The 23,236-nt window shown below is 33.2% G+C and carries 34 protein-coding genes and 1 pseudogene; all 35 read left to right on the top strand.

Annotated elements, in window-relative coordinates:
* Window positions 1-3 precede the first annotated feature (3 nt).
* The 35 genes and pseudogenes from RSE15_RS04970 to RSE15_RS04800 all read left to right on the top strand — a co-directional run bounded on the left by RSE15_RS04970 (window position 4) and on the right by RSE15_RS04800 (window position 23,233).
* Window positions 4-1,164, top strand: a complete 1,161-nt coding sequence (locus RSE15_RS04970) for a DEAD/DEAH box helicase (RefSeq protein ID WP_324069861.1) — start codon at window positions 4-6, stop codon at window positions 1,162-1,164.
* 4 nt (window positions 1,165-1,168) lie between these two features.
* Window positions 1,169-1,411 (top strand): hypothetical protein, encoded by a 243-nt coding sequence (locus tag RSE15_RS04965; protein WP_324069860.1) that lies wholly within the window; start codon window positions 1,169-1,171, stop codon window positions 1,409-1,411.
* Window positions 1,404-1,856, top strand: a complete 453-nt coding sequence (locus RSE15_RS04960) for an HNH endonuclease (protein WP_324069859.1) — start codon at window positions 1,404-1,406, stop codon at window positions 1,854-1,856. Before RSE15_RS04965 ends, RSE15_RS04960 begins: the two co-directional genes overlap by 8 nt.
* Before the next feature lie 11 nt (window positions 1,857-1,867).
* Entirely contained in the window at window positions 1,868-2,668 is an 801-nt protein-coding gene (locus RSE15_RS04955) for a DUF6291 domain-containing protein (RefSeq protein ID WP_324069858.1), read from the top strand.
* Window positions 2,574-3,410: a hypothetical protein gene (locus RSE15_RS04950; protein WP_324069857.1), complete on the top strand. Its 837-nt coding sequence runs from the start codon at window positions 2,574-2,576 to the stop codon at window positions 3,408-3,410. The genes RSE15_RS04955 and RSE15_RS04950 overlap by 95 nt, the downstream gene beginning before the upstream one ends.
* Window positions 3,397-3,639, top strand: a complete 243-nt coding sequence (locus tag RSE15_RS04945; protein ID WP_324069856.1) for a hypothetical protein — start codon at window positions 3,397-3,399, stop codon at window positions 3,637-3,639. The genes RSE15_RS04950 and RSE15_RS04945 overlap by 14 nt, the downstream gene beginning before the upstream one ends.
* The gene (locus RSE15_RS04940) at window positions 3,639-4,067 is read left to right on the top strand and encodes a hypothetical protein (protein WP_324069855.1); all 429 of its coding nucleotides are present in this window, start codon (window positions 3,639-3,641) and stop codon (window positions 4,065-4,067) included. The genes RSE15_RS04945 and RSE15_RS04940 overlap by 1 nt, the downstream gene beginning before the upstream one ends.
* Window positions 4,068-4,153: 86 nt before the next feature.
* Window positions 4,154-5,542: a DUF4942 domain-containing protein gene (locus RSE15_RS04935; protein WP_324069854.1), complete on the top strand. Its 1,389-nt coding sequence runs from the start codon at window positions 4,154-4,156 to the stop codon at window positions 5,540-5,542.
* Window positions 5,539-5,982 (top strand): hypothetical protein, encoded by a 444-nt coding sequence (locus RSE15_RS04930; RefSeq protein ID WP_324069852.1) that lies wholly within the window; start codon window positions 5,539-5,541, stop codon window positions 5,980-5,982. The genes RSE15_RS04935 and RSE15_RS04930 overlap by 4 nt, the downstream gene beginning before the upstream one ends.
* A gap of 11 nt (window positions 5,983-5,993) precedes the next feature.
* A complete protein-coding gene (locus tag RSE15_RS04925) occupies window positions 5,994-6,389 on the top strand; it encodes a PcfK-like family protein (RefSeq protein WP_324069851.1) in 396 nt (131 codons plus the stop codon).
* A 6-nt stretch (window positions 6,390-6,395) separates the two neighbouring features.
* The gene (locus RSE15_RS04920; RefSeq protein WP_324069850.1) at window positions 6,396-7,730 is read left to right on the top strand and encodes a PcfJ domain-containing protein; all 1,335 of its coding nucleotides are present in this window, start codon (window positions 6,396-6,398) and stop codon (window positions 7,728-7,730) included.
* A gap of 10 nt (window positions 7,731-7,740) precedes the next feature.
* A complete protein-coding gene (gene dnaN / locus RSE15_RS04915) occupies window positions 7,741-8,856 on the top strand; it encodes a DNA polymerase III subunit beta (protein WP_324069849.1) in 1,116 nt (371 codons plus the stop codon).
* Window positions 8,856-9,104, top strand: a complete 249-nt coding sequence (locus RSE15_RS04910; protein WP_324069848.1) for a hypothetical protein — start codon at window positions 8,856-8,858, stop codon at window positions 9,102-9,104. The genes dnaN and RSE15_RS04910 overlap by 1 nt, the downstream gene beginning before the upstream one ends.
* 2 nt (window positions 9,105-9,106) lie before the next feature.
* The gene (locus RSE15_RS04905; protein WP_324069847.1) at window positions 9,107-9,685 is read left to right on the top strand and encodes a hypothetical protein; all 579 of its coding nucleotides are present in this window, start codon (window positions 9,107-9,109) and stop codon (window positions 9,683-9,685) included.
* Between the two features lie 2 nt (window positions 9,686-9,687).
* Entirely contained in the window at window positions 9,688-10,008 is a 321-nt protein-coding gene (locus RSE15_RS04900; protein ID WP_324069846.1) for a hypothetical protein, read from the top strand.
* A 24-nt stretch (window positions 10,009-10,032) separates the two neighbouring features.
* The gene (locus RSE15_RS04895; protein WP_324069845.1) at window positions 10,033-10,632 is read left to right on the top strand and encodes an ASCH domain-containing protein; all 600 of its coding nucleotides are present in this window, start codon (window positions 10,033-10,035) and stop codon (window positions 10,630-10,632) included.
* A gap of 14 nt (window positions 10,633-10,646) precedes the next feature.
* The gene (locus RSE15_RS04890; protein WP_324069844.1) at window positions 10,647-11,198 is read left to right on the top strand and encodes a 3'-5' exonuclease family protein; all 552 of its coding nucleotides are present in this window, start codon (window positions 10,647-10,649) and stop codon (window positions 11,196-11,198) included.
* Window positions 11,199-11,208: 10 nt separating this feature from the next.
* On the top strand, window positions 11,209-11,406 hold the full coding sequence (locus RSE15_RS04885) for a hypothetical protein (protein WP_324069843.1): 198 nt from the start codon (window positions 11,209-11,211) through the stop codon (window positions 11,404-11,406).
* Window positions 11,407-11,555: 149 nt separating this feature from the next.
* Window positions 11,556-11,846 (top strand): hypothetical protein, encoded by a 291-nt coding sequence (locus RSE15_RS04880; protein WP_324069842.1) that lies wholly within the window; start codon window positions 11,556-11,558, stop codon window positions 11,844-11,846.
* A 92-nt stretch (window positions 11,847-11,938) separates the two neighbouring features.
* A complete protein-coding gene (locus RSE15_RS04875) occupies window positions 11,939-12,367 on the top strand; it encodes a hypothetical protein (RefSeq protein ID WP_324069841.1) in 429 nt (142 codons plus the stop codon).
* Window positions 12,368-12,494: 127 nt separating this feature from the next.
* Window positions 12,495-12,704 carry a hypothetical protein gene (locus tag RSE15_RS04870; protein ID WP_324069840.1) on the top strand — a complete coding sequence of 70 codons (210 nt, stop codon included), beginning with the start codon at window positions 12,495-12,497 and terminating at the stop codon, window positions 12,702-12,704.
* 83 nt (window positions 12,705-12,787) lie between these two features.
* A complete protein-coding gene (locus RSE15_RS04865; RefSeq protein ID WP_324069839.1) occupies window positions 12,788-13,033 on the top strand; it encodes a hypothetical protein in 246 nt (81 codons plus the stop codon).
* Window positions 13,034-13,168: 135 nt separating this feature from the next.
* Complete coding sequence (locus RSE15_RS04860) at window positions 13,169-14,644, top strand: class I SAM-dependent methyltransferase (RefSeq protein ID WP_324069838.1); 1,476 nt, start codon at window positions 13,169-13,171, stop codon at window positions 14,642-14,644.
* A gap of 60 nt (window positions 14,645-14,704) precedes the next feature.
* Window positions 14,705-14,941 (top strand): hypothetical protein, encoded by a 237-nt coding sequence (locus tag RSE15_RS04855; RefSeq protein WP_324069837.1) that lies wholly within the window; start codon window positions 14,705-14,707, stop codon window positions 14,939-14,941.
* A 3-nt stretch (window positions 14,942-14,944) separates the two neighbouring features.
* Window positions 14,945-15,421: a hypothetical protein gene (locus RSE15_RS04850; RefSeq protein WP_324069836.1), complete on the top strand. Its 477-nt coding sequence runs from the start codon at window positions 14,945-14,947 to the stop codon at window positions 15,419-15,421.
* 1,078 nt (window positions 15,422-16,499) lie between these two features.
* Window positions 16,500-16,736, top strand: a complete 237-nt coding sequence (locus RSE15_RS04845; RefSeq protein WP_324069835.1) for a hypothetical protein — start codon at window positions 16,500-16,502, stop codon at window positions 16,734-16,736.
* Window positions 16,717-17,064: a hypothetical protein gene (locus RSE15_RS04840; RefSeq protein WP_324069834.1), complete on the top strand. Its 348-nt coding sequence runs from the start codon at window positions 16,717-16,719 to the stop codon at window positions 17,062-17,064. The genes RSE15_RS04845 and RSE15_RS04840 overlap by 20 nt, the downstream gene beginning before the upstream one ends.
* A 3-nt stretch (window positions 17,065-17,067) precedes the next feature.
* Window positions 17,068-18,525, top strand: coding sequence for a phage terminase large subunit (locus RSE15_RS04835; RefSeq protein ID WP_324069833.1), 1,458 nt, complete (start codon window positions 17,068-17,070; stop codon window positions 18,523-18,525).
* A gap of 2 nt (window positions 18,526-18,527) precedes the next feature.
* A complete protein-coding gene (locus tag RSE15_RS04830) occupies window positions 18,528-19,961 on the top strand; it encodes a phage portal protein (RefSeq protein WP_324069832.1) in 1,434 nt (477 codons plus the stop codon).
* The gene (locus RSE15_RS04825; protein WP_324069831.1) at window positions 19,951-20,136 is read left to right on the top strand and encodes a hypothetical protein; all 186 of its coding nucleotides are present in this window, start codon (window positions 19,951-19,953) and stop codon (window positions 20,134-20,136) included. The genes RSE15_RS04830 and RSE15_RS04825 overlap by 11 nt, the downstream gene beginning before the upstream one ends.
* Window positions 20,136-20,354, top strand: a complete 219-nt coding sequence (locus tag RSE15_RS04820) for a hypothetical protein (protein WP_324069830.1) — start codon at window positions 20,136-20,138, stop codon at window positions 20,352-20,354. The genes RSE15_RS04825 and RSE15_RS04820 overlap by 1 nt, the downstream gene beginning before the upstream one ends.
* A 2-nt stretch (window positions 20,355-20,356) precedes the next feature.
* Window positions 20,357-20,620 (top strand): annotated as a pseudogene (locus RSE15_RS04815) (DUF3127 domain-containing protein); the annotation flags it as partial.
* A 241-nt stretch (window positions 20,621-20,861) separates the two neighbouring features.
* The gene (locus RSE15_RS04810) at window positions 20,862-21,524 is read left to right on the top strand and encodes a hypothetical protein (protein ID WP_324069829.1); all 663 of its coding nucleotides are present in this window, start codon (window positions 20,862-20,864) and stop codon (window positions 21,522-21,524) included.
* 32 nt (window positions 21,525-21,556) lie between these two features.
* Window positions 21,557-21,955 carry a hypothetical protein gene (locus RSE15_RS04805; protein ID WP_324069828.1) on the top strand — a complete coding sequence of 133 codons (399 nt, stop codon included), beginning with the start codon at window positions 21,557-21,559 and terminating at the stop codon, window positions 21,953-21,955.
* A 3-nt stretch (window positions 21,956-21,958) separates the two neighbouring features.
* On the top strand, window positions 21,959-23,233 hold the full coding sequence (locus RSE15_RS04800) for a major capsid protein (protein WP_324069827.1): 1,275 nt from the start codon (window positions 21,959-21,961) through the stop codon (window positions 23,231-23,233).
* Window positions 23,234-23,236: the final 3 nt, after the last annotated feature.

Genomic DNA, 23,236 nt, shown 5'->3' with positions numbered 1-23,236 from the left:
TAAATGGCTTTTCAACTAAGACCATACCAATCAGAATCAATACAAAGAAGTGTTGATTTTCTGAAATCAGAAACCGAAAAAAGAAGTGCTTTAGTGATACTTCCCACCGGTTCAGGTAAGTCTGTTGTAATAGCTAAAATATTGGAACCATTGGAGGGCAAAACAGTTGTCCTCCAACCTTCCAAAGAAATATTAGAACAGAATTACGAAAAGTTTTCTAACTATGGTAAAGCTTCAATTTATAGCGCATCAGCTGGAGAAAAACGAATTGATAAAGTTACCTTTTGCACCATTGGTTCAGTGATCAATAAAAAGCATTTATTCAAAGGATTGAAAAATATTATTATTGATGAATGCCATTTAGTAAATTCTGATGCTGGAATGTATCAGGAATTTATAAAAGCATTTCCCGAATCCAAAACATTAGGATTGACCGCCACCCCATACCGATTAGAACAAACATCCGAAGGACCACAATTAACATTCTTAACCCGAAGCAATCCTCGAATTTTTGATGATGTTTTATACTACGTTCAAAACGATTTACTTTTTAATTCTGGATTCTTAGCAGAATTAGAGTATTACAATTTTGATGTTATTGACCGAACAAAATTAGAAGTGAATAATTCAGGTACTGACTTTACCCAAAATTCATTAAGAAGATATTACAAGTCGATTGATATGCCTTCAAGAATTGCAAAAACCGCTTTTACAATTTTAAACAAAAGAGCTAATGTTTTGATTTTTTGCTCCCTAATTGAAGAGGCTTTTTCAGTACAAAAAAAGATACCTGGTTCTGCAGTTCTAACAGGCGATACAAAGAAGCAAGAACGTGAACGTATTTTGAGCCAATTTAAGAACGGAAAAATCAAATGTTTAATCAATGTTGGAGTACTTACTACTGGGTTTGATTATCCCGCCCTAGAAGCGGTATTAATCGCCCGTTCCACTATGTCTTTATCCTTGTTCTATCAAATAGTTGGTAGAGTAATGCGAATTTTTACTTATCCAAACGGAACAAAGAAAAAAGGGTGGGTTGTAGACATGGGTGGAAACTTGAATTTCTTCGGAAAAATTGAAACCATGAAAATTATTGAAAACCAAAACGGCTTTTCAATTTGGAACAATGGTCGCCAATTAACAAACGTCCCATTTCAAAAATAGATAAATGAAAGATATTAGAGATATTCTTAATACTACTGAAATTGTTTTCATTATAGCAATTTCGGTATCATTTCAAAATCCTGACCTGATGTTTATATTCAGAAACAATGGTGAAGAAGTTGAAATTGACACTAAAAACGGGTTTGTAACTCATCAATTAACTTTTAGTGAAATGAGGTTTATCGATGATAACTACCCATTTATTAAGATTTCAAGATTTAAAATCAAAAAGAAAATATATGTCTAATACAAATAAACTTCTTTCTATTGTAAATGTCAATCTAAGATTTAATGATAGGTACAAACTTCAATATATTGATGCTGATTCTTATAATAAAATACTGGATTTACTTTCGGTAATGAGAAAATCCAAAGAGATAACTTCAGAAGATTATCATTTGACAAAAGGTATTTATAAACACTTTAATTCTAATTTTTATAAAATAAAGAATTTAGAATTTGAAGAACCAAGAAGAGTTGCTCAAAAGTTTATAGGTAGAAAAAAAATTAGAAATTTTATTTTCAATAGAGATAAAAATAAGTGTTTGAAGTGCGGTTGTAATAAAAGACTACAAATCGATCATATAATTCCAATTTACAAAGGAGGAGAGAATAAAATATCTAATCTACAGACTTTATGTGGTCGATGTAATAGTATTAAACGAGATAATTATGCAGATTATCGTAAATAAAAATTATAACAATGGCAGAAGAAAAAAAATCGGTTATAGTTTACGCTGAATGGATAGAACTATTCGAAAGCTTACAAGACGATGAAGCAGGTAAATTGATAAAGCATTTTTTTAGATATGTTAATGATTTAGATCCAGTCTTCCCTGACAGAATAACTGAATTGTCATTTATTCCTATAAAACAGACCTTGAAACGAGATTTAAAAAAATGGTCTCAAAGCAAAGAAGAGAAAAGTATAAACGGAAGAAAGGGAAATCTAAAGCGCTACTATTTAGATCTTTATAAAATGTTTGAACAAGGAAAAATAACATTAGAACAAGCAGAAGATATTGCAAAAACTCGCAAAAACTCGCTACCCGATAGTGATGCGACAAAAAACGTCGCAAAACTCGCTGTTAATGTAAATGATAATGTTAATGTAAATGCTAATGTAAATGTATTATCTAAAGATAATATAATAATACCCGAAATTGAAAATTTCGGTTCTGTTGCTATTGAAGATTTTAATTTTTCACATTCAAAAATTTTAAAATTTGAAAGTCCTTCATGGCTCGAATCAGTCGCGATGCAACAAAAAATTAAAATTGAAGAAATTCAAAATAAAATTGATGAATTTGTTTTGTTTTTGACTACGACTGAAACACAACATAAATCAAAAAAAGCATTTTTAGAGCATTTCATTAATTGGCTAACCAAAAAAAATAATTCAGAGAAAAATGGAAAACAACAAATCGCTGGTTCCAACGGAACAAAAACAGCATACAAGTTTGATGCAGCTCGAATCATCGAAACCAATGTTGGCAAAACTTAATGAAGATTACCAAAAATTTAGAAACGTTGTAGTGGAATCCGAAATTGAAGACTTAATGAATTTCATGATAAGAATTCTAAATATAAAAACATCAAGTAAAGAAGAACAGGATGAATTAGATTTTCAGATGCCAATAATTTTAGATTTTATAAAAACAAAATTTGGTCACCTTACAATTCCAGAAATAAAAGAAGCTTTTAAAATGTACGTGGCAAGAGAGTTTTCACATATAAAAGTTTTTAGAATTTTAGATTGTCCTTCAATTGGTGAAGTACTTCAAGCTTACACAGATTTTAGAGCCGAAGCATTGCGAAAATATTCTCAACAAAAATCAAATTTACTTCAAGCGCCTCCTGGTCCAACCGATGAACAAAAAAGAAAGATAAGAGAGGATTTACTTAAAATAATAAAAGAAGATTTAGAAGCAAACGGCCATAGTAATGATGCTCATTTTCTTTATGATGAACTATACAATGAAGGAAAAATAAAAGTTAGTGATTTAGAAAAGAAGATTTTGTACAAAAAAGAACTTCAAAAATATAATTCCGAGCAAAGAAACGATATCGAAAGAAGCGGTTTAGCATCAAGAACTAAATTACTTGAAGAATTAAAAGCGAAAATTGAATCTAAAACAAAAATTCTAACTGTTCAAAATCGGTGTAAATCAATTTTAGCTTCTGAATATCTTTTTAGGAATTTAGAAGAGTTTGAAACAATAAAAACACAAAATGGAAAAAATTAAAATATTCGCCACTTCATTTACGCAAGTAATGCTCGTATCTGTAAATACAATTTTACTCACAAAAGGATATGTTTTAGGAATCTTTATGGTTGCCTTTACTATTTCTTTTATTTGGTGCTATAACGTTTCTAAAATCGCATTATCTGACATTAGAAGAAAGTTAATTTATTCTTTTGGTGCTGGATTAGGCTCGGTAACAGGATATTTAGTAATGAAAATTTTAGCATAATGAAAGATAAATTTTTAATTGGTATTGATCCCGATGTAGATAAGTCGGGAGTGGCCATAATAGACGGTAACAATGTAACTATTGACAATCTTACCTTTTTTCAATTATTTGATTACTTGAAATTTTACAAGGAAAAGGAAAGAAAACCTACGGTTTACGTTGAATGCGGATTTTTAAACAAATCAAATTGGCATAAAAGCGCTGGCAAAAGTGCTGCTTTCAATGCAAAAATTGGAGAATACACCGGTGCAAACTTTGAAACTGCAAAGAAAATTTGCGAAATGTGTGAGTACTTAAATATTCCACATGTAAAAGTAAAACCAACCGCTTCTAAAAAAGATAGCGAATTCTTCAAAAAACTTACAGGCATTACCACTCGAACCAATCAGGAACAGAGGGATGCTTTTCTTCTTATCTATGGCAGATAAGTAAAAAATCCCTTTCACAGTATTATTAATCAACCCAATATTGCTTCAACTAACAAGCGATAAGGTCGCCTATTAATTTAATTTTTATGTTTCATTCTGAATTTTACCCAACACCAAAAGAGGTGTTATACATGATGCAATTAGATTGCAAAGACAAAGTAATACTTGAACCACACGCAGGAAAAGGAAATATTGTTGATTTCTGCAAAGAAAATGGAGCTAAAGAGGTCTTGACAATGGAAATAAACAAAGACCTTCAGGAAATTATAAAAAGAAAATCCACTTTGATCGGTGATGATTTTTTCCAATGTAAACCAGAACAGGTTAGCCACATCAACGCTATTTACATGAATCCTCCATTTTCCAATGCTGATAAACACATTCTTCATGCTTGGGAAGTTGCTCCAGAAGGTTGCGAGATAGTATCACTTTGTAATTACTCAACGATTGATGCTAAATATGGAAGGCTTCATGTATTGATAAGAGATTATGGAATTACTGAAAATTTAGGTGATTGCTTTACAGAAGCCGAAAGAAAAACAGGTGTTGAGGTTGGAATGGTTAGACTTTTTAAACCACTTGCAAGTAAAGAATTCGAGTTTGAAGGTTTCTTTATGGATGAAGAAGAAGAGGAAGATCAAGGAAACGGAATACTTCAATACAATGAAGTTAGAGCTTTAGTAAACCGATACGTTGGAACCATGAAAGCATTTGATAAAATGAAATATGAGTTAGATGCTTTGAATCATTTAATTTCTGGTATTGGTATGAGTTCGGTTACTTTAGAAATAAGTTCCGAAAGAATGGTTACTACAAAAGAGCAATTTTCAAAGATTATTCAAAAACGCTCTTGGAAGCATATTTTCAATAAACTAAATATGGAAAAGTATGTTACTTCTGGAGTAATGAAGGACATTAACAAGTTTGTTGAAACACAAGAAAAAGTTCCTTTTACAATGAAGAACATTTATAGAATGCTCAACATAATTGTAGGAACGCGAGAACAGACTTTCAATAGAGCATTAGAAGAAGCTGTTGATAATTTCACAAAACACACCCACGAAAACAGATTTGGAGTTGAAGGTTGGAAAACGAATTCAGGTTATATGCTTAACAAGAAATTCATTTGCGAAGGAATTGTTGAAACATCGTGGGGAGGTGGAAGTTTACAAGTGCGTTATAATTCTTATAGCGGTAATAAAATAGATGATTTAGTAAAAGTCTTATGTAATATCACTGCTAAGAATTACAATGATATAGGAACTCTTTACAGATTTAATTTCGATAAAGTAAAACATGAAAAAAGCTTCGAAATTAAGCCTAATGAGTGGTATGAGTTTGGATTTTTTAACGTGAAGTTTTTCAAAAAAGGAACGATGCACGTAAAATTCAAAAACATGGATGATTGGTATAGACTAAACTATGCCTACGGACAATTAAAAGGGTTTTCACTTCCAGAAACTTATAAGAAATGAGTAATCATAAAAAATACACAGAACTATGGAACAAGAAAGAAGAATTTTCAGAAGATGATTTAAATTTCTTGAGGTCTTACATTAAAAATAAATCATTTAGAGTTAGTTATGGTTTTTATAATAAAGTCAGTTCTAAAAAAATGCAAATCGCTTTAATTTTTGACTTAATACCATTTCAAAATCGAAGAACAGGAGTTGAAAACAACTGGGAAATAATTTCTACAAGAGAAATCACCAACAAAGAAATTGACGAATTCATAAATCAATACTTCAAAAAATCATTCAAAAGGTTTTTAGTTTTCTATTACAAAGACCTTGAAAGACTACTGATAGATGATAGGAAATTGGGAGCAGAAACTCCTTATGAATTCATTAAAAAGTGTGAAGAAAAAGGATATAACGGAAAATACCAAACAAAAATTGAATTTCAAAACAACTAAAACTTAATAAAATGAGCGTATCAACAGCATTTAAAGCACAAATCGAAAACCACCTTAAAGAATTAGCAACTAAGGACGAGTTATTCGCAACTACCTTGAAAAAGGAAAACAAAAACATCGATGATTGTATAACCTACATTCTTAATGAAGTTCAGAAATCAGGCAAAATGGGATTTGCAGACGAGGAAATTTACGGAATGGCAGTTCACTACTACGATGAAGACGATATTCAAATCGGTAAAAAAGTAAGCGCTAAAGTAGTGGTTAATCACAGCATCGATGCTCCAAAACCTAAAAAAGAAGCAAAACAAAATCCGGTGCAAGACCAACCAAAAGAGGTTAAGAAACCAGCAAAGCCAAAAGTAGAAAAACAACAAGCTTCTTTATCGTTTGAATTCCCAGAATAGCAGCCTATGAAACCGAGAAATAAACTTCATCATCGAATTGTTGACTTAGCGAATAGTTTATTTACAATTTCTAATCAACAAAAGCAGTGGGCTTACAGAGAATGTTTAGAACATCGAGGTTATGCCACCAAAAATAGAGTGTTGTGTTTAGATTGCGGTGATACCTTTTCACCGCAATTAGTAAGCCGAAAGAAAGCAGTTTGTCCGCATTGTGGCACAAAGCTTCAAATTAAAGAATCGCGTTGCACTACGGACACACAAACCAATTATTTTGCCATTACTGAAATAGTTGAGGAATTCCAAGTAGTTAGAAATTTCGAATTGATTGCCCGATATAAAAAAGGAGAGAAAGTAAGATATCATCTTCACGAAATTTTGCAGTACTGGATTGATCCAAATAAGAAAGTTACCATGTTTGGATTAAAACATTACAACAGTGGTCATTGTGATTCTTGGGGTGGCGATATGGAAATTAGAGAAGAGGGAAGATATTATGGTTATGGTGGTAGAAAATACGATGTTTATGCTCGAAAGTATCACCCTGATTCAGTATTTAAACCTGATTATAAAAAGTTTGGAATTAATCACAATCTGAAAGGCTTGACTTTTATAGAAGCTATTCGATTAATTCCTTTCAATCCAAAACTTGAAACATTACTGAAAGCGAAGCAATATGCTTTACTTGAAATGGGTGATAGTTACCGAATAAGTAATTACTGGCCATCAATTAAAATCTGCCTACGAAATAAGTACAAAGTAAAAGACCATAGAATTTACATTGATTATTTAGATCTTCTTAAATACTTTAAAAAAGACTTGCGAAATGCAAAATATGTGTGCCCTAAAAACTTAATGAAAGAGCACGATATTTTAATGAAAAAGAAACGTGAAATTTTAAGGCTTGAAGAGCAAGAAAGAAACAGATTAGCGATTTTAAAACGTCAGGAAAACTTAGAGAAAGCAAGAATCGAATTTATAGAGAGAATGAATAAATTCTTTGATTTAGAATTTAAGAAAGGTTTGATTAAAATAGTTCCTCTTAAAAGCATTGATGAATTTAAAAAAGAAGGGGATATATTAAATCACTGCGTATTCACAAACGAATATTATTCTAAAAAGGAATCCTTAATTCTTTCTGCAAGAATCCAAAACAAGCCAATCGAAACAATCGAAATTTCACTTGATAAACTTCAAGTAGAGCAAGCTCGAGGTTTAAATAATAAGGCTACAAAATACCACGATCAGATTTTAGAAATCATCAATAAAAACATGCCTTTGATTGGTGCTATTGCCAGACCCAAAAAAAGAAAAAAATCCAAACAATTAGTAGAATCAAATTAAATAAATAACCATGAGAATTTTTGTATCATCAGCCAAGTTATTAAAAAACTTGCAAGTTTTAAGCGGAGTAATTAACACTTCAAACACAATGCCTATTTTAGATAACTTCCTTTTCGATTTTGAAGGGAATTTATTAAAAGTAACGGCTTCCGATTTAGAAACTACCATGAAGGTAAACATCGAAATCGAATCACAAGAAAAAGGATTGGCATGTGTTCCTGCTCGACTTTTAATCGACATTCTAAAAACACTACCAGAGCAACCTTTGGTATTGGAATTTTTAGAAAACAACGTTTTAAAAATCAAAACCGATTCAGGAATTTATGAAATTGCTTACGTTTCTGGCCTTGAATTTCCGAAAGCAATCGAAATGGAAGAAACTTCAAGAACTATTATTCCAAGTAAAGTGCTTTCGACTGCAATCAGCAAAACAATTTTTGCTACAAGTAACGATGATTTAAGACCAGCTTTTACGGGTGTGTATTTCCAATTAACTACCACTGGTTTAATCTTTGCTGCAACCGATGCGCATAAATTAGTGAAGTATTCGAGAAAAGATATTCAAGCCACTGAAGAAGCTTCATTCATTATGCCGAAAAAAGCTTTGAATGTTTTGAAAGGAATTTTACAAACACTTGAGGTGGATGTGGTAACCGAGTACAACCAATCAAATTCAAAATACGTGTTTGATCAGTTCGAATTGATTTGTCGATTAATCGATGCTAAGTATCCAAACTACGAAGCGGTTATCCCAAAAGAAAACCCAAACAAACTAACCATTGACAGAAACTTACTTGCAACCTCTGTAAATCGCGTTTCTATTCTTTCGAGTAAAGAAACCCACCAAATGCGATTAGGGTTCAAAGGTAATGAGTTGACTATTTCCGCAGAAGACAAGGAAACGAGCAAAAACGGAAACGAAGTTTTAACCTGCAGCTATACTGGTAATGATTTTGCAATTGATTTTAACTCAAAATTCTTGTTGGAAATGTTGAAAAATACAACTTCTGAACAAGTAACGCTTGAAATGTCAGAACCAAACCGAGCAGGAATCCTGATGCCATTAGACGGACAAGAAGACGGAGAGGAATTACTGATGTTAGTAATGCCTGTAATGTTGAAATAATGGATAGTCCTATTCCTCATGTAGAAGATGTTTATTTCTACTCGAGAGAAAATAACATCTTAATAGCAAATAAGACCAACGGCGAAAAAGTGCCGTTGGTTAAATTTAAACAGAAATTTATTGATTTCGCAGTTCTAAGCGACACAGCTTTTCGATACTTGAAAGACTATATGCAATACTATCCCGAACTATGGGAAAAAGTAGAACCCGAAAAAACCGACACAAACCAACAATTAAGCTTATTTTAAAAATGAAAAAATCATATTACTACGAACCAGTAGTGACACCAGTTGCAAAAAATGGTTCATCAAAATTTGGATTTATTGCCAAAACAGTTGCTTTCAATGATTATTTAAACACTCGCTTTGAAGTAGAAATTACAGGAAAAACAATTGAGGAACTAAAGCAAAAAACAGACGACTTTTTCAGAGATTCAATCCAATTGAAATGCGCATACTATTTGTGCAGCAAATCAGTAGTAGAAAAATTTAAGCCGTTTGAAGTGTCAAAGCCATTCAAAAGCGGTTATGCTGATGATAATGATGATTACTTTGTCGCATGGCTAAACTTTGATGAGGTGGACCGATACTACCAAGCCAATGAAGAAAAGATATTGAATTCTGACGAAGAATTTTATTGTAGAGAATGTGTTCCAGGAACAATGGATGTTTCAAAAATGAAAATCAAAGACATTAAAAAAAATGGTTTGTTTTTTGAAATATGGATGGAATTTGATTTAAGTCAAATAAAAAATAAAGCAATGGTTATCCACAACCTATCCGAGCGAGAAAAATGTACACCAGTCGAATTTATTAACAAAATTGTTTAGGTATGAGCAGAATTCAAAATAAAATAGATAAAAACAAGGTTAAAATAGTTGAGCTGCTTAATCAAAACATTGACTTAAAGTATGAATTGAAGTTAAAGCGATTTACTAGATTTTCAGAAGAAATTAAGCAATTAGGAACAAAAAAAGAACCGAAAGAAGTTAAAATAAAAATTGGTCATTGGAATGAGTTTTTTTATGATGAAGATTTTCCAAAAGATAAAAAGCACGCTGTAAAAATTGAACGAAAAGAAATATGCGAAGTTGATGGAGAAAGAAGTAATCATTGGAAAAAAATTACTTATTACACTATTGAAGACATTTAATCCTAAAAACAAATTTAAAAGAAGATGAAAGCACTATCAATAAAACAACCGTGGGCGAGCCTAATTGCTCACGGTATAAAAGACATCGAGAACCGAAGTTGGAAAACCAACTTTCGAGGTAGAATTTATATTCATGCTTCAGGAAAACAAGCAGGTAGTTACGATGAATTACTAAATGATGAACAAAAAAAAGAGTTTAAAGAAAAACACGATAGAATTACTCTTGAAAAACAACATTATTTTTCAGCCATCATCGGAGAAGTTGACATCATCGATTGCGTTATCAATCATCCGAGTATTTGGGCTGAAAAGTCAGAATACGAACAAGTAGGACCTTATCTTACTTACAAAAATGACAAACCAATTTACAACTGGGTTCTAGCTAATCCTGTACTCTACGAAAAACCAATCCTAAACGTAAAAGGAAAACTCTCTTTTTGGGAACCTGACATTGATATAAACGAATGTATTGGCTGTTCAGGAAAATTTAATCTTACAGAAATGCTTGAGGACTCAGCTGGAGAACTTTATTGTAAAGAATGTGCTGATGTGCTATTTCCTATCATGCGCAAAGAATACGAGGAAATGTTAGAAAGAGGAGAAATTGAACAAGAAGATAATTAAAAACTTAAAAATAAATGCAAAAAATATTAATCTTAGACATCGAAACCACCGACTTTCTTCAAAGAGGTGGTAAAATAGTTGAAATCGGAATTGTGGAACTTGACCTATCAAACGGAAACAAGAAAATCATCTACGACAAAGTAACTCATGAAACGGGAATCACTCGTGAAGAAGTTGAGAAAGCATGGATTATTCAAAACTCCACCTTAACCGTAGAAGAAATCAGAACATCAACACCTTTGCATATTTTGAAACCCGAAATACAAAATTTGCTTTTCCAATACAAGCATGGAGCAACCGCATTCAACAACGCTTTTGACTTTGGGTTTATGGAAAATAGAGGTTTTGTGTTCCCTAAAAAGCTACCATGCCCGATGAAGCTCTCAACCAACATTTGTAAAATAGAAACTTCCAGAGGTTATAAGTGGCCGAAAGTAGAAGAAGCGCACAAACACTTCTTCGGTGATGTTGGTTATATAGAACAACACAGAGGAGCAGATGATGCCTTCCATGAAGCTGACATCGTTTATGAGTTATATAAAATAGGGATATTTAAAATTGATTAAAACATAAATAATGAAAAAAATAATTGAAAAAACAATCGACATTTTAGGAGCTATTTGTATAATAGTTTTCTTTTTATCTATAATCTTAAAAATATGGTCCGAAGATGATATACAATGGATATTAGATAGATTTTATAAAACCTCTTTAACAATATTCATTTTGATAATTGTGATTTATGGATTTTTTATTTACGAAAAAGATGAATAACTGCGGATAATTGTTGCAGTAGCGTTCTGACACACACTATCGTTTTCCTGACATCAGGAAGTTGGTAATAAAACGCAAAACATTAAATTAATCACTGCCGTAGCTATTGATACAAACAAATGTTAACAGTAGCTTTTAAAACACAATAAATGAAACAAGATATTTTTACTGAAGAATTTTTAAAAGAAATAGGTTTTACTTTAACTGAAAAGAAAGAAAGTCAGTTTAAGCCGTATTCAATTTATGGTAAAGCACAAGATAGAATTGGATTAACAATTTTACAATGGTGCGAGGAAGGACATTCGTGTACTTATTTTGGGGATAAATTAGAACCAAATACAAGTTTAGGAATATTAAAAGATGGAGGAACAAGAACTGTTTTCAATGGTTACGTTTATACACAAGATGATGTTAGAAAAATATTATCGTTAACATGGTAGGTAAAGTTACTGTTAACGTTCCCTTGATTGTGGAAGTTGGGAAAAGCCAGCGAAATATAACGATTAATCACAAATAAAACCAAATACAGACTATGAATACAGATAAAAAAATTATCCAATTGCCACAATCAAGTGTTAAGAGCAGGTTTTTTGCTCAATACTGGGGACAAAAAGTAATGAAGAAAAATATAGAGGGATTAGAAAATTTTTATTCTGAACCTGATGGATTTATTCGTTCAATGACAATAGATAGCCCTTTATTTTTGGAGTTAAAACCGCTTTCAAAAGCCACTCGTGAAGAAGTTTTTGACACTTATTGTAAAATGTGGGAATTTAATGAGAATTTAATTGAAACCGACACTAAAATAGCAATAGATTGGTTTCAGAATTACGGAAAACCACATTATGTAAAATTCAATCAAGAGCAGACTGATTTTTTACGTTCAAAAGGGTATGCAATTCCTTTTATGGAATATTCAGTTGATGATTTAGTTTCATTCGGTTGGGTGAAGTTGCTCTAAACTTGCTCTTAACAGCCTGATTGGCGATGGTTTTAATCTCGCCAATCATTTGTTAGATTTCCCTTGATACTTCCAAAATGTCAACCCAATATTGCTCTACAATTAACACACAAAAAAAGACAATATTATGGCAACACTTTTCTTTACACCTCGCACTACAATTGATGCAAACGTTTTTCAAGACCGTTTAGACAATTCACCTTATCACGGAGAATGGAATGTTAGAACCGGTGCATACGAATTCGAAATAGAAGAATGGGAAGCAGACGAACTTGAAGAAAATCTTTCTCAAGAATTAGCATACGATATCAACGGAAGATTTGAATTTGAAAACTAAAACCATGTTCAAATATTGCAAACGCTGTTTCTCCGTTCAGCTATTCAAAAACGGAATTTGTCAAACCTGTAAAAAATAACATCATGGCATCTTGCAAAAAATGTCAATCAGAAAACAGCGTAATGTATTTCGATTTATGCGAAAAGTGTCATGCTTTTTCTGTTTTTGACGAGAATCCACCCACAAATGAAGTACTTGAACGAATAAAAAACAAGAAATGTATTCCTTGTGGTAGTAATTTCTTTTATCCAGTTGATGCAAAGCCAACATGCGGTTATTGTCAACTCGTTAAAAAATATCATTCATTATACTTGAAAAGTAAAAGCTAAAATATTAAAAATCAAATAATTACATTTTAAGCCATCCATATAGGGTGGCTTTTTTTGTTTATAAAAATTATAAATAACTTATAATTTTTATTACTTTTGTTGTATAATGTAACCAAAATAAAAAATTAAATCCCAATGAGTCAACCTGTTATCAATTCACGCATTATCAAGTTAGAACCTATCAATTGGAAAGAACTTCAATTTATCCAGCAAGAGGACTTCAAAGAATGGCTTCCAAATGGAGATAAGAAGTTAATCGAATCCTTGCTTAAATATCAGTTTGCTGACCCGTTCAAGGTGTGGCACCATAACGGCATAAATTATTGTTTAGATGGTCGCCACCGATTTTTGGACTTGAAATCAGTTTCCGAAAATGGTCATGAAGTTCCTGATATGTTGCCAGCGACCTTTATCGATTGCAAGGATATGAAAGAAGCAGCTGAATTGGTTTTGGTATATTCATCGGCATACGCTAAAATTACACAACAAGGATTGCTTGACTTCGTTAAGAACTTTGATTTGGATTTTCCTGATATGCAAGCGATAATGAATATCCCTGAATTTGATGATATTGCCTTTCAAGGTTTACTAAATGAATCATCAGGAATTGAACCAGGAGAGAAAATCATTCCATCGTCGCTAAAGGATAGTTTTATATTTCCACCATTTTCAATATTAGACACTCGCTCTGGTACGTGGCAAGAACGCAAACGTAAATGGATAGAACTTGGTTTCAATTCGCAAGAAACTCGCGAGGATGTCGAGCTAATCGCTAAAAGCGGTCAATCATCAGGCATCTACGAACTGAAGAACAAGATGCGCGACATGTTACAACGTGAGCCTACTTGGGATGAAATCATTGATTACGCCAAAAAGAAAGGAATGCATATTTACGAGGGCGCGAGTATCTTCGACCCTGTGCTTTGTGAATTGTCTTATCGTTGGTTTTGTCCTCTTGGTGGTAAAATATTAGACCCTTTTGCGGGTGGTTCTGTTCGTGGAATTGTGGCAGGAGTGCTTGGTTATCCGTATGCTGGTATTGATTTAAGAAAGGAACAAGTAGAAGCAAATAGAAAGCAAGCATCAATACTAAGTCTTGAGAATGTAGATTGGTTTACTGGTGATAGTAATGAAGTATTAAATTCTGAATTCCCTACCGATGGCTTTGACTTCGTTTATTCTTGCCCTCCATACGCTGACCTTGAAAAGTACAGCGACGACCCGAAAGACTTGTCCAATATGGATTACGATCAGTTCAAAGAAGTTTACTTTTCAATTATAAAAAAGGCAGTCGCAAAATTGAAAGAAGACCGCTTTGCTTGTTTCGTTGTTGGTGATGTTCGCGATAAAAACGGCTTTTACTACAACTTTGTCAGCGATACGATACAAGCGTTCAAAGATGCTGGAATGGAACTATACAATGAAATCATTTTAGTTAACGTGGTTGGTTCATTAGCTATCCGAGTAAGAAGACAATTCAACGGAGGTCGTAAGGTTGGTAAGATGCACCAAAACGTGTTAGTTTTCTACAAAGGCGACCCAAAGAAAATAAAAGAAAACTATCCTGAATTAAACCTTGGAGAGCTCGAAGAAACTCTAGAAGTAATTTAGAACGAAACTAAAATAAGAATTGGTTATTTTTACGCCATTATAACCAATTCTTTTATCACAATGGCGCTTACTAACTATCAAATAATTATGGAAATTAGAGATAATATTATCGCATATCTTGAAAGTGAAAAAAGGATAAATGAACTTGCTTTGAAAGCTTACGAGGATTCCTCTATAACTGAAAATGATACAGAAATTCGTCGTATGCGTGAACGTGAGGCAATTAAACTTCGTCATAGTATAGCTGAAACTTCAAGACACATTGAAGTTATCAAACGCATGTACCCAAATCAATAGTCTATGGCAGGCGTTAGATCATCCAAAGAAGAAACCGAAAGACGTGTGTTCACCATTCAAGGGTGGATAATTAACGGCGTGCCTGATTATTTGATATTAAAAAACATTCAAAACCAATTCCAAAATAAAGACGGCAACTACCTTAGTCGACGTCAAGCAAAAGTATTACTACAAAAAGCCTATACAATATGGCAACAAGATCAAGAAGCTACTATTGACCAAAAAAGAGCTTTAAAAATCGCAAGGTTGCAGCAAGAAATTAGGTCGATGGATGAAAAGTATAAAAACACTCCTCAAGGCATGGCTGTTAAATTGTCGTATGAGAAGGAAATAAACAAATTAGAGGCTCTTTATCCAGTTAAAATATTACGTCTTCAAGGCGATAAAGAAAATCCTTTACTCGGTGGTGATACATTTGACGAATCCAAAGAACGAAGACTTCAAGAACTTCTGGAAAAGGCATCTAAACTTAATGTTTAGATTTTTTTTAAATAAATAGTTATAATTATTATAACTATATGATAATAATTATTATTTTTGACGTAACGAAATGGAAATAAAAATCTTGAAGTCATGAAAAGAATTTAATTAAAACAGCAATGGCCACTAGCTTCAGACAAATGGGAAGCTCCCTTCGTTAACTGTGAAACTGTTTCCTTTGGGTTAAAAGCGAAAGAATGATCCTGGGGAGGTGGCGGAATTGGTAGACGCTGACAGCAGGGGCTTAGCCCGTTAAAATTAAGAAGAGCTGTAAATCATTGGTAATAAGCACGGGTTGAGTACCAAGGGGTAACGATTAAGATACCATCAAAGGAACAACGTGCATACAGGTTCGAGTCCTGTTCTCTCCACAAATTTAAAGTTGTTGAATGTAAATCCTTAAGTGGAAATCCTCAATAGTGGCTACGGATTTTAAAATAGAGACCACTCGTTCTTACTCGGAATTGTTACGCTAAGGTTAGGGATGTTAACCAGAGTTGACAGCAAGGAAAGACTTGCAACACTGGAGTAATGGTAAATGTGGTTAAATCAGCAGACTGTAAATCTGTCGCCTTTCGGCTATTTGGGTTCGATTCCCTCTACTCCAACAAAACCAAAAGTAAGTAGATAATTGGTGAAGGTTTTTAACTCTGACAATTATGAAAGCTTAGTGTTTTTTAGGTTGTTAGTTCAAGCGAAAGCAAAGGTTAGAACGGCTTGAAAGTAAATAAGCACACAGATTAAGTCTTATTGAACCAAATGCGATATCGGTTCGAGTCCGATACAACCTCAAAATTTAGTTGTTAATTGAAATATTGAAAAGCAATCCAGCTCATACCCTAAAGTCGTCCATTCTTTAGCACAAATGAGCAAGTAGAACCTATCGGTTTGTTTAATCAGTCGTTAAATCATTCTACTGCGTTGAGGTTATAGGGTAATGTATTGGTTATTAATCTTCCCTTTGTTAAGAACCAAGAAACTAGAACAACGCAAAATCTGATCGTGTAACGTTAGCAGTGCGTGGCTTATAAAAAACAGATTGACGGATTGCTTTTGATATTTCATAATTTAAAATCAAATGTCGATAAACATTACAAACTTCGTGTCTGTTATTGAAAAAACAGAGCTATTCCAATCACTTCAAGGAACTGATAAATTCAAGCAAAAACTGCTAATCAAAAACTACAAAAACATTTACCACGATTACGAGCAAGCAAGAAGACTTGGACTCGATTACGTGGAGCAATATATGACCTCGATTACTGAATTTAAAATAATAAAAGAAATCATCGAGAATGATAACAATAGCAAATAATCAAGTTTTTGTTCAAGGCAAACGAACAACCGACCCAACGCTTATTGGTTTGGCTTTGTTGGATGCGATAGAATTAAAGCAATACATGGCTGTCGACCATTCAGACCGTAGAGAAAAGATAAACGCTTACGTGAAGCAAAAGCAATTAAGGAAGACTTTAGAGCGTAGACACTTAACGGATATTGTTTGTTCGATGATTGTTTTCAGTTCAGAAGAACTTATCGAGCGTGCCGAAAATCTAAATGTGTCAAGAGCTTCTGCATACAATTTTACCGTGCTATTAAAAGATGCTAATGTGATTTCTCAAAAGGAACATTTATTCATTTAAAAAATGCTTACAGATGCTGAAATGTTGGAACTTGAAAATCTTCTTAAACTAAAGGGGATTGACATTTCACGCAAAAAGTTAACGCAATTAGATGAAGACACCAACCCAAACTACGAACTACTTTACAAGGCAATAAACGAGCAAAAGTATGATGAAAACGGAAATCTTGTAAAAGGCTTTCGTGGTGCTGGTTTAGAAGGTTCTTCACGTTCAGGTAAGACATGGTCCGGTGTAGATATAATCATTTGGCTTTGCCTTTACTATGAAAAAAACGGCTGCACAATTAATATCTATCGTGAAACCTACAATGAGTTCAAAACTACTCTTTACGATGATTTCAAACGCAGGCTTGATGATTACGGACTGCCAAATAAGTTTCACAATAACGATGAGGTTAAGTCTTTCAAAATAGGCAAAAGCAAAATATTCTTTCTTGGTGATGGTAAGCATGGTGGAGGTTGTGATTATGCTTTTTTTAATGAAATGATGTTCATTCGTCAATCAGTATTTGACCAAGTAGAATTGCGTTGTCGTAAGTTTTGGTGGGCTGATTACAATCCAAGTGTAACTGATCACTGGTTCTTTGATAAGGTGCTTACTCGTCCTGATGTTGCCTTTCTTCGAACTACTTATCTTGACAACAAGCATATATCAATCGGTGAGAAAAACAAAATACTTTCTTGGGAACCTTGGAAGCCTGGTTCTTATATCGTAAAGAATAGTATTGTGATGTGTTACAATAAGGTAACCCAAAAAGTAGAGCCTGTAACATCAACTAATCAACCGCCACCGCACCCAACGAATATACAAAATGGAACGGCTGACGAGTTTAATTGGAAGGTTTACGGACTTGGTTTACGTGGAGCGATGAAAGGCGTTGTTTTTCCTTATGTTGAATGGATTGATAAGTTCCCAGAAGATAAAGCGCCCATTTATCCAAATGACTTTGGATTTACAACAGATCCAAATACTCTTGTTAAGTATGCCGAAGATGAATTCAATATATGGATTGAGCCATTGTGTTATGAACCAATTGAAACGCCTAAGGCTTTAGCTTCATTGCTTACCGAATTAGGTATTGACCCAGCTAAAGACATAATTCCTTGTGATTCTGCTGATAAATATACTGGAGAGAACAAAGGAACGGTTGAAATGGTTAAAGGATTGAAGCAAGAAGGCTTTGTCAATGCTTATAAAATCAGCAAAACCAAGTCGATAATGTTCTGGCTTACTTCTATGAAAACTAAAAAGATTCATATTGTTAAGAACCACCTTTACCAACAAGCACTTAAAGAGCAACAGAATTACCGAATGAAGGAAATAGCTGGTATTGCAATCAATCAGCCAAACGATAAATTTAACCACATGTGGGATGCAGCTCGTTATGGCCACATTGCGCATAATTCAAAAACACAAATATTCACAACAAGCGAAGAAGTTATTAAAACCATAAATTATTAATCATGGAAGAATTATTATTAAAATTGGCTACAGAGCCAGACAAAGTAATTGCAACCGTAAAGGAGCAATCAAAAGATAACGCTAAAATAGTCGAGTATCAAAAAGAATACAAGCAAAAGGATAGAACTATCCGAGAAACACAAGTTGGTACAGTTCAAAAAGACAAAGATGTTGGAACTGGAGAAAAAGCAAAACGTGTAAAAGCCGTTCGTATTCCGATAAATTTTGCAAAAAAAATAGTTACTACTGCAACGGCTTTTGAGGTTGGAAAACCTGTTTCTTTAGTGGCATCAGACGAAAATAATTTATCTAAAATATTAAATCAGATTTGGAAAACAAACAGAATTGATAGTAAAATAGCTGAATTAGTTCGTTTAAAAAAATCAGAAACACAAGGAGCTATTCAGTTTTATGTTGCTGATCTAAAACCAGAATCAATTTTGAATAAAATACTTGTGAAAATTGGATTGAAAGCACAAGCAAAAGAAATAAAGTCAAAGCTATTAAACAATAAAGATGGAATTATGACTCCTTACTTTGATAGTAAAGGTGATATGGTTTTATTTATGTGGGAATATAAAGCTAAAGATGCTGCAGGAAAAGAATTAAACCACGTTGAGGTTTGGGATGCTGAAAAATACCATTACCTAAACGATGCTTCAGGAAAAATAGCTTATTCTATAAACCCAATTCCTCATGGATTTGATAGAATTCCAATCGTTTACACATCTCAAGAAGAGCCTGAATGGTTTGATGTAAAAGAAATGATTGATAGAATTGAGGTTTCGCTTTCTAAACTTGGAGCATCAAACGATTATAGCGCATATCCTTTGTTGCAAATTTTTGGAGAAGTTGAATCATTCCCTGATAAAGATGATTCTGGCAAAGTATTGCAATTTCCAATGAAAAAAGACGATGAAGGAAAGTATGTTAATGGAAAAGCGGAATTCTTAACTGCTTCTAATGCGGTTGAATCTGCAAAGCTTGAACTTGAAATGCTAAAAGGTTTTATATATTCAATTTCTCATACACCGGACTTGTCTTTTGATAACGTGAAAGGACTTGGAAACGTTTCTGCAGTTGCTTTAAAATTACTTTTCCTTGATGCTGTTATTAAGGCAACCATGAACGAAGGAGAAAACAGAACAATGATTGAGAGAATTGTAAATGTGATTTTGTCTGGTATTGTTAGAACCACTAACACTGCATTATCATCAGAAGCACAATCCCTTTACTTTGAAATTATTTTCAATTCGATTATTCCTGATGATATTCAAGCGGCTACCGATATTATTAAAGGGCTTAAAGAAGCTGGATTGATGTCAACTCAAACAGCTATTAAATTGATTGATATGGTTGAGAACCCAGAGGAAGAATTGAATTTAATAAAAGAGGAATCACTTACAGAAATAACGCCACCACAAAATGCAAATTAATAACCAATACAATATTGAAGATATTGTTTATTTAAAACACGATATAGAGCAGTTACCTAAAATGGTAACTGCTATTATATGGGATGGTCACAAGGTAATGTATGAGGTCATTTGTGCAGAATGCGCTTCTCAACATTACGAATATGAAATTTCTAATATTAAAACCATTTACTAATGAAAAACCCAATTAAAGAGTTCTTTCGTAAAAGAGCTGAAAAGAAAGCAAGAATAAAATCAAAACTTGATAGCGTTATTAATGAATACAATTCGCTTATAAATGAGTACAGACTTATTCAAGAAAAGAAAAGTGAGTTACCATTTGCACAAAGGCAATTTGTTGTTGCCCGTGTGTTATATTTGATTAAAAAAGGACATATTCAAGTAAATTCTTAACAATGTTAGTATCAGGAAAAGTTAGAAGCGTTGGACCCGAACAACAAGTTAGCGCTTCATTCAAAAAAAGAGAATTGGTAGTAAGTACTGAAGAACAATATCCTCAACATATTTTAATTGAATTTGCACAGGATAAATGCGACTTACTTAACAACTTACAAGTAGGTCAGCAAGTAAACGTTTCAATCAATTTGCGAGGTCGTGAATGGGTAAATCCACAAGGAGAAACAAAGTACTTCAACTCTATTCAGGGTTGGAAAGTAGATTAATGTAAACAAAGTTTAAAAATGCGTATGTGTTAAAAGGTAATGTTTGATAATTCATTAATTCTTCGTGAAGAATAACCTCGCATCTTAAATGAGAATTAACACAACTCCTCTACATTATTAACCACTTCTTACGAGGTGGTTTTTTTATGCTAAAAATCTTTATTCTTATTTAGTCTAAATAAAAATAAAATTTCTTTATATTTGTTCCATAATATATTATTAACTAACATTTTAAGTTATGGCAGTAAAACCAGAAAAGATTAAGGAAAGACTTAGAGCATTGTTTCCAAAGGCTAACTTATCGCAAAAAAGGCTAGACGCTTATGCGGCTAAACTTGCACCAAAACCAGCAGACGAAGCGACAGACGCAGATGTAGATGCAATTATCAACGATTATAATGAAATAATCGATTTTGTTGCAGTAGCACAGGAAGACGACAGAGTTAGAACTCTTGAAGCAGCTAAAGCTAAAGCAGATGCGGATAAAGCAAAAGGAGCTGGTAAAAAAGAAGACGAAGAGGAAGAAGAAGTTGTTGAGGTTGACAAAGATGCGCCTGCATGGGCTAAAGCTTTATTGAAACAAAATGAAAAACTTAATTCTGACTTAGAGGCTCTAAAAACTGGTAAAGTAATTGAAACAAAGAAGAAAACTGCATCTGAACTATTTTCTAAATCAGAAGTGCTTAAAAACATTCCTGAAGGCATCCGCCAAAATTGGGTAAATAGAATTGATGTAAACTCTGAAACTCCATTTGAAGAACAAATTCAAGCATTGGAAACAGAGTATTCAACTTTGGTTCAAGTTAATGCTGATAACTATCATTATGCGCCACCAGCAGGTGGAGGATCGACTGAAATTAAAGCCGATGCTAACGTTGTTGATGCTGTGGTTAATATTTAAAAGAGAAAGTTTAATCTAAAAATTTAAAAGTTATGTCGGGAACTACCGCTAATTTAGGCAATGCTGGAGACGTTTTTGATACTGCAAATGACGGTATCGTAATCGTGTCGAACTTGGAAAATATTCCAGGAGGAAAGACATTGGACACTACAGGGTTTTCGCCTGCTGTTATTCCAGCTGGTCACCTTGTTATTGAAGAAACTGCAACAGGTGTTTTAAAACCTATGCCAGTTTCAGGAGCCGCTTATGGCGAATTACCTGCTAACCACACTTATAAAGGTGTTGTTGTATCGAGTGTTTTAACTACTAAACCATTTGTTGCCGTAATGGTACGTGGAACAGTAAACAAAAACGCCTCTAAGTATGCTATCGCGTCTGTTTTATCAGCAGTTAGAACAGCGTTACCATTAATCCGTTTTACACAAGACTAAGCCATGAATCAATCATTATTCGTACAGTTTCTTGCTTATTTTAAAGCAATTGCAAAATCCATTGAAGAAAAAGTAAATGGTAAAAAAACAGAGTTAACTTACTTGTATAAAGAAATGTTAACCGAAGAACTTAGTGTAGACTTACAATGGAAAAGTTTAACAGTAAACTCAAACATTGTAGCTGCCGATATCGTGGCTTTAGATTCTGCTTTGCCATTGAAAAAAAGAGATTCATTTGGAACGGCTTCTGGTGATATTCCGAAGTTAGGAATGAAGTTACAATTATCTGAAAAACAAATGTCAGACATCGATGTATTAAAAGCTCGTAATGTTGAAACATCAATTTTGGTAGATAAGATTTTCCAAGATCAGGTTAAAGCAACAATGGGTATTCACGAGAAGTTAGAATTTATCTTCTTACAAGGATTATCAACTGGTATTGGATTAGTAGAAAATGAAAATAATGTTGGAACAGGTATTCGTGTTGATTACGGATATTTATCTTCTAACAAGTTTGGTGCTTCACTTCCTTGGTCAAATACTAATGCAAAACCTATCGATGACATTAAACGTGTTGTCAAAGAAGCAAGAGCAAAAGGTGATAACATTAAAGTATTAATGATGTCAGATACAACTTTTGATAAACTTGCTGAAAACGCTCAAACTCGTGAGAATTTTGCATTTAGTCAAAACTTTGTAGGAACTAACATTCCAACTCCTGATTTAGAACAAGTAAATGGCTTAATGCAAAGAAAATTTGGTTTAACAATTGTTGTTGTTGATAGAACCGTAACTACTGAGCGTGATGGCGTTAGAACAGTTCATACTCCTTGGGCTACTGACAATGTAATCTTCTTAACTTCTCCAAAAGTAGGTAAACTTGCTTATGGTATTTTAGCAGAAGAAACACGTAAGTCTCCTAAAGTAATGTATGAAAAATCAGGTTCTTTCATCTTATTGAAAAAATGGTCAACAGAAGAGCCTTTTGCAGAATTCACTTCTTCTCAATGTTTAGCGTTACCAGTTATCAATAATGTTTCTTCTATTTACTTATTAAATTGTGAGAAAGCCGATAGTTCTACTCAAACAGAAGGTGATGCAAACTTTGCATACAAAGCGGTTAATTATACTAGAACTTCTGTGATTGCAGCTATCAACTTAGCAAAAGGCAAAACAGTTGCTAAATCCACAAATACAGATGCTATTTTATTGAAATATGTAAATGAGTTGTCTGCAGAAGAAATCTTAATATTTGAAGCTAACATTGTAGCAGCTTAATAA

This window comes from Flavobacterium sp. (assembly GCF_035195345.1).
GTDB lineage: Bacteria > Bacteroidota > Bacteroidia > Flavobacteriales > Flavobacteriaceae > Flavobacterium.
The sequence above is the reverse complement of the archived record's forward strand: the minus strand, read 5'-3'. Positions and strand labels throughout refer to the sequence as shown.

Coding starts and splice junctions, on each gene's coding strand:
- RSE15_RS04820 (WP_324069830.1), top strand. CDS start 20,136: ATGAAAAACCCAATTAAAGAGTTCTTTCGTAAAAGAGCTGAAAAGAAA.
- RSE15_RS04865 (WP_324069839.1), top strand. CDS start 12,788: ATGGCATCTTGCAAAAAATGTCAATCAGAAAACAGCGTAATGTATTTC.
- RSE15_RS04920 (WP_324069850.1), top strand. CDS start 6,396: ATGAAACCGAGAAATAAACTTCATCATCGAATTGTTGACTTAGCGAAT.
- RSE15_RS04970 (WP_324069861.1), top strand. CDS start 4: ATGGCTTTTCAACTAAGACCATACCAATCAGAATCAATACAAAGAAGT.
- RSE15_RS04810 (WP_324069829.1), top strand. CDS start 20,862: ATGGCAGTAAAACCAGAAAAGATTAAGGAAAGACTTAGAGCATTGTTT.
- RSE15_RS04940 (WP_324069855.1), top strand. CDS start 3,639: ATGAAAGATAAATTTTTAATTGGTATTGATCCCGATGTAGATAAGTCG.
- RSE15_RS04965 (WP_324069860.1), top strand. CDS start 1,169: ATGAAAGATATTAGAGATATTCTTAATACTACTGAAATTGTTTTCATT.
- RSE15_RS04890 (WP_324069844.1), top strand. CDS start 10,647: ATGCAAAAAATATTAATCTTAGACATCGAAACCACCGACTTTCTTCAA.
- RSE15_RS04835 (WP_324069833.1), top strand. CDS start 17,068: ATGCTTACAGATGCTGAAATGTTGGAACTTGAAAATCTTCTTAAACTA.
- RSE15_RS04955 (WP_324069858.1), top strand. CDS start 1,868: ATGGCAGAAGAAAAAAAATCGGTTATAGTTTACGCTGAATGGATAGAA.
- RSE15_RS04805 (WP_324069828.1), top strand. CDS start 21,557: ATGTCGGGAACTACCGCTAATTTAGGCAATGCTGGAGACGTTTTTGAT.
- RSE15_RS04930 (WP_324069852.1), top strand. CDS start 5,539: ATGAGTAATCATAAAAAATACACAGAACTATGGAACAAGAAAGAAGAA.
- RSE15_RS04900 (WP_324069846.1), top strand. CDS start 9,688: ATGAGCAGAATTCAAAATAAAATAGATAAAAACAAGGTTAAAATAGTT.
- RSE15_RS04925 (WP_324069851.1), top strand. CDS start 5,994: ATGAGCGTATCAACAGCATTTAAAGCACAAATCGAAAACCACCTTAAA.
- RSE15_RS04870 (WP_324069840.1), top strand. CDS start 12,495: ATGGCAACACTTTTCTTTACACCTCGCACTACAATTGATGCAAACGTT.
- RSE15_RS04840 (WP_324069834.1), top strand. CDS start 16,717: ATGATAACAATAGCAAATAATCAAGTTTTTGTTCAAGGCAAACGAACA.
- RSE15_RS04935 (WP_324069854.1), top strand. CDS start 4,154: ATGTTTCATTCTGAATTTTACCCAACACCAAAAGAGGTGTTATACATG.
- RSE15_RS04860 (WP_324069838.1), top strand. CDS start 13,169: ATGAGTCAACCTGTTATCAATTCACGCATTATCAAGTTAGAACCTATC.
- RSE15_RS04910 (WP_324069848.1), top strand. CDS start 8,856: ATGGATAGTCCTATTCCTCATGTAGAAGATGTTTATTTCTACTCGAGA.
- RSE15_RS04830 (WP_324069832.1), top strand. CDS start 18,528: ATGGAAGAATTATTATTAAAATTGGCTACAGAGCCAGACAAAGTAATT.
- RSE15_RS04905 (WP_324069847.1), top strand. CDS start 9,107: ATGAAAAAATCATATTACTACGAACCAGTAGTGACACCAGTTGCAAAA.
- RSE15_RS04855 (WP_324069837.1), top strand. CDS start 14,705: ATGGCGCTTACTAACTATCAAATAATTATGGAAATTAGAGATAATATT.
- dnaN (WP_324069849.1), top strand. CDS start 7,741: ATGAGAATTTTTGTATCATCAGCCAAGTTATTAAAAAACTTGCAAGTT.
- RSE15_RS04850 (WP_324069836.1), top strand. CDS start 14,945: ATGGCAGGCGTTAGATCATCCAAAGAAGAAACCGAAAGACGTGTGTTC.
- RSE15_RS04885 (WP_324069843.1), top strand. CDS start 11,209: ATGAAAAAAATAATTGAAAAAACAATCGACATTTTAGGAGCTATTTGT.
- RSE15_RS04945 (WP_324069856.1), top strand. CDS start 3,397: ATGGAAAAAATTAAAATATTCGCCACTTCATTTACGCAAGTAATGCTC.
- RSE15_RS04880 (WP_324069842.1), top strand. CDS start 11,556: ATGAAACAAGATATTTTTACTGAAGAATTTTTAAAAGAAATAGGTTTT.
- RSE15_RS04895 (WP_324069845.1), top strand. CDS start 10,033: ATGAAAGCACTATCAATAAAACAACCGTGGGCGAGCCTAATTGCTCAC.
- RSE15_RS04825 (WP_324069831.1), top strand. CDS start 19,951: ATGCAAATTAATAACCAATACAATATTGAAGATATTGTTTATTTAAAA.
- RSE15_RS04875 (WP_324069841.1), top strand. CDS start 11,939: ATGAATACAGATAAAAAAATTATCCAATTGCCACAATCAAGTGTTAAG.
- RSE15_RS04845 (WP_324069835.1), top strand. CDS start 16,500: ATGTCGATAAACATTACAAACTTCGTGTCTGTTATTGAAAAAACAGAG.
- RSE15_RS04960 (WP_324069859.1), top strand. CDS start 1,404: ATGTCTAATACAAATAAACTTCTTTCTATTGTAAATGTCAATCTAAGA.
- RSE15_RS04950 (WP_324069857.1), top strand. CDS start 2,574: ATGGAAAACAACAAATCGCTGGTTCCAACGGAACAAAAACAGCATACA.
- RSE15_RS04800 (WP_324069827.1), top strand. CDS start 21,959: ATGAATCAATCATTATTCGTACAGTTTCTTGCTTATTTTAAAGCAATT.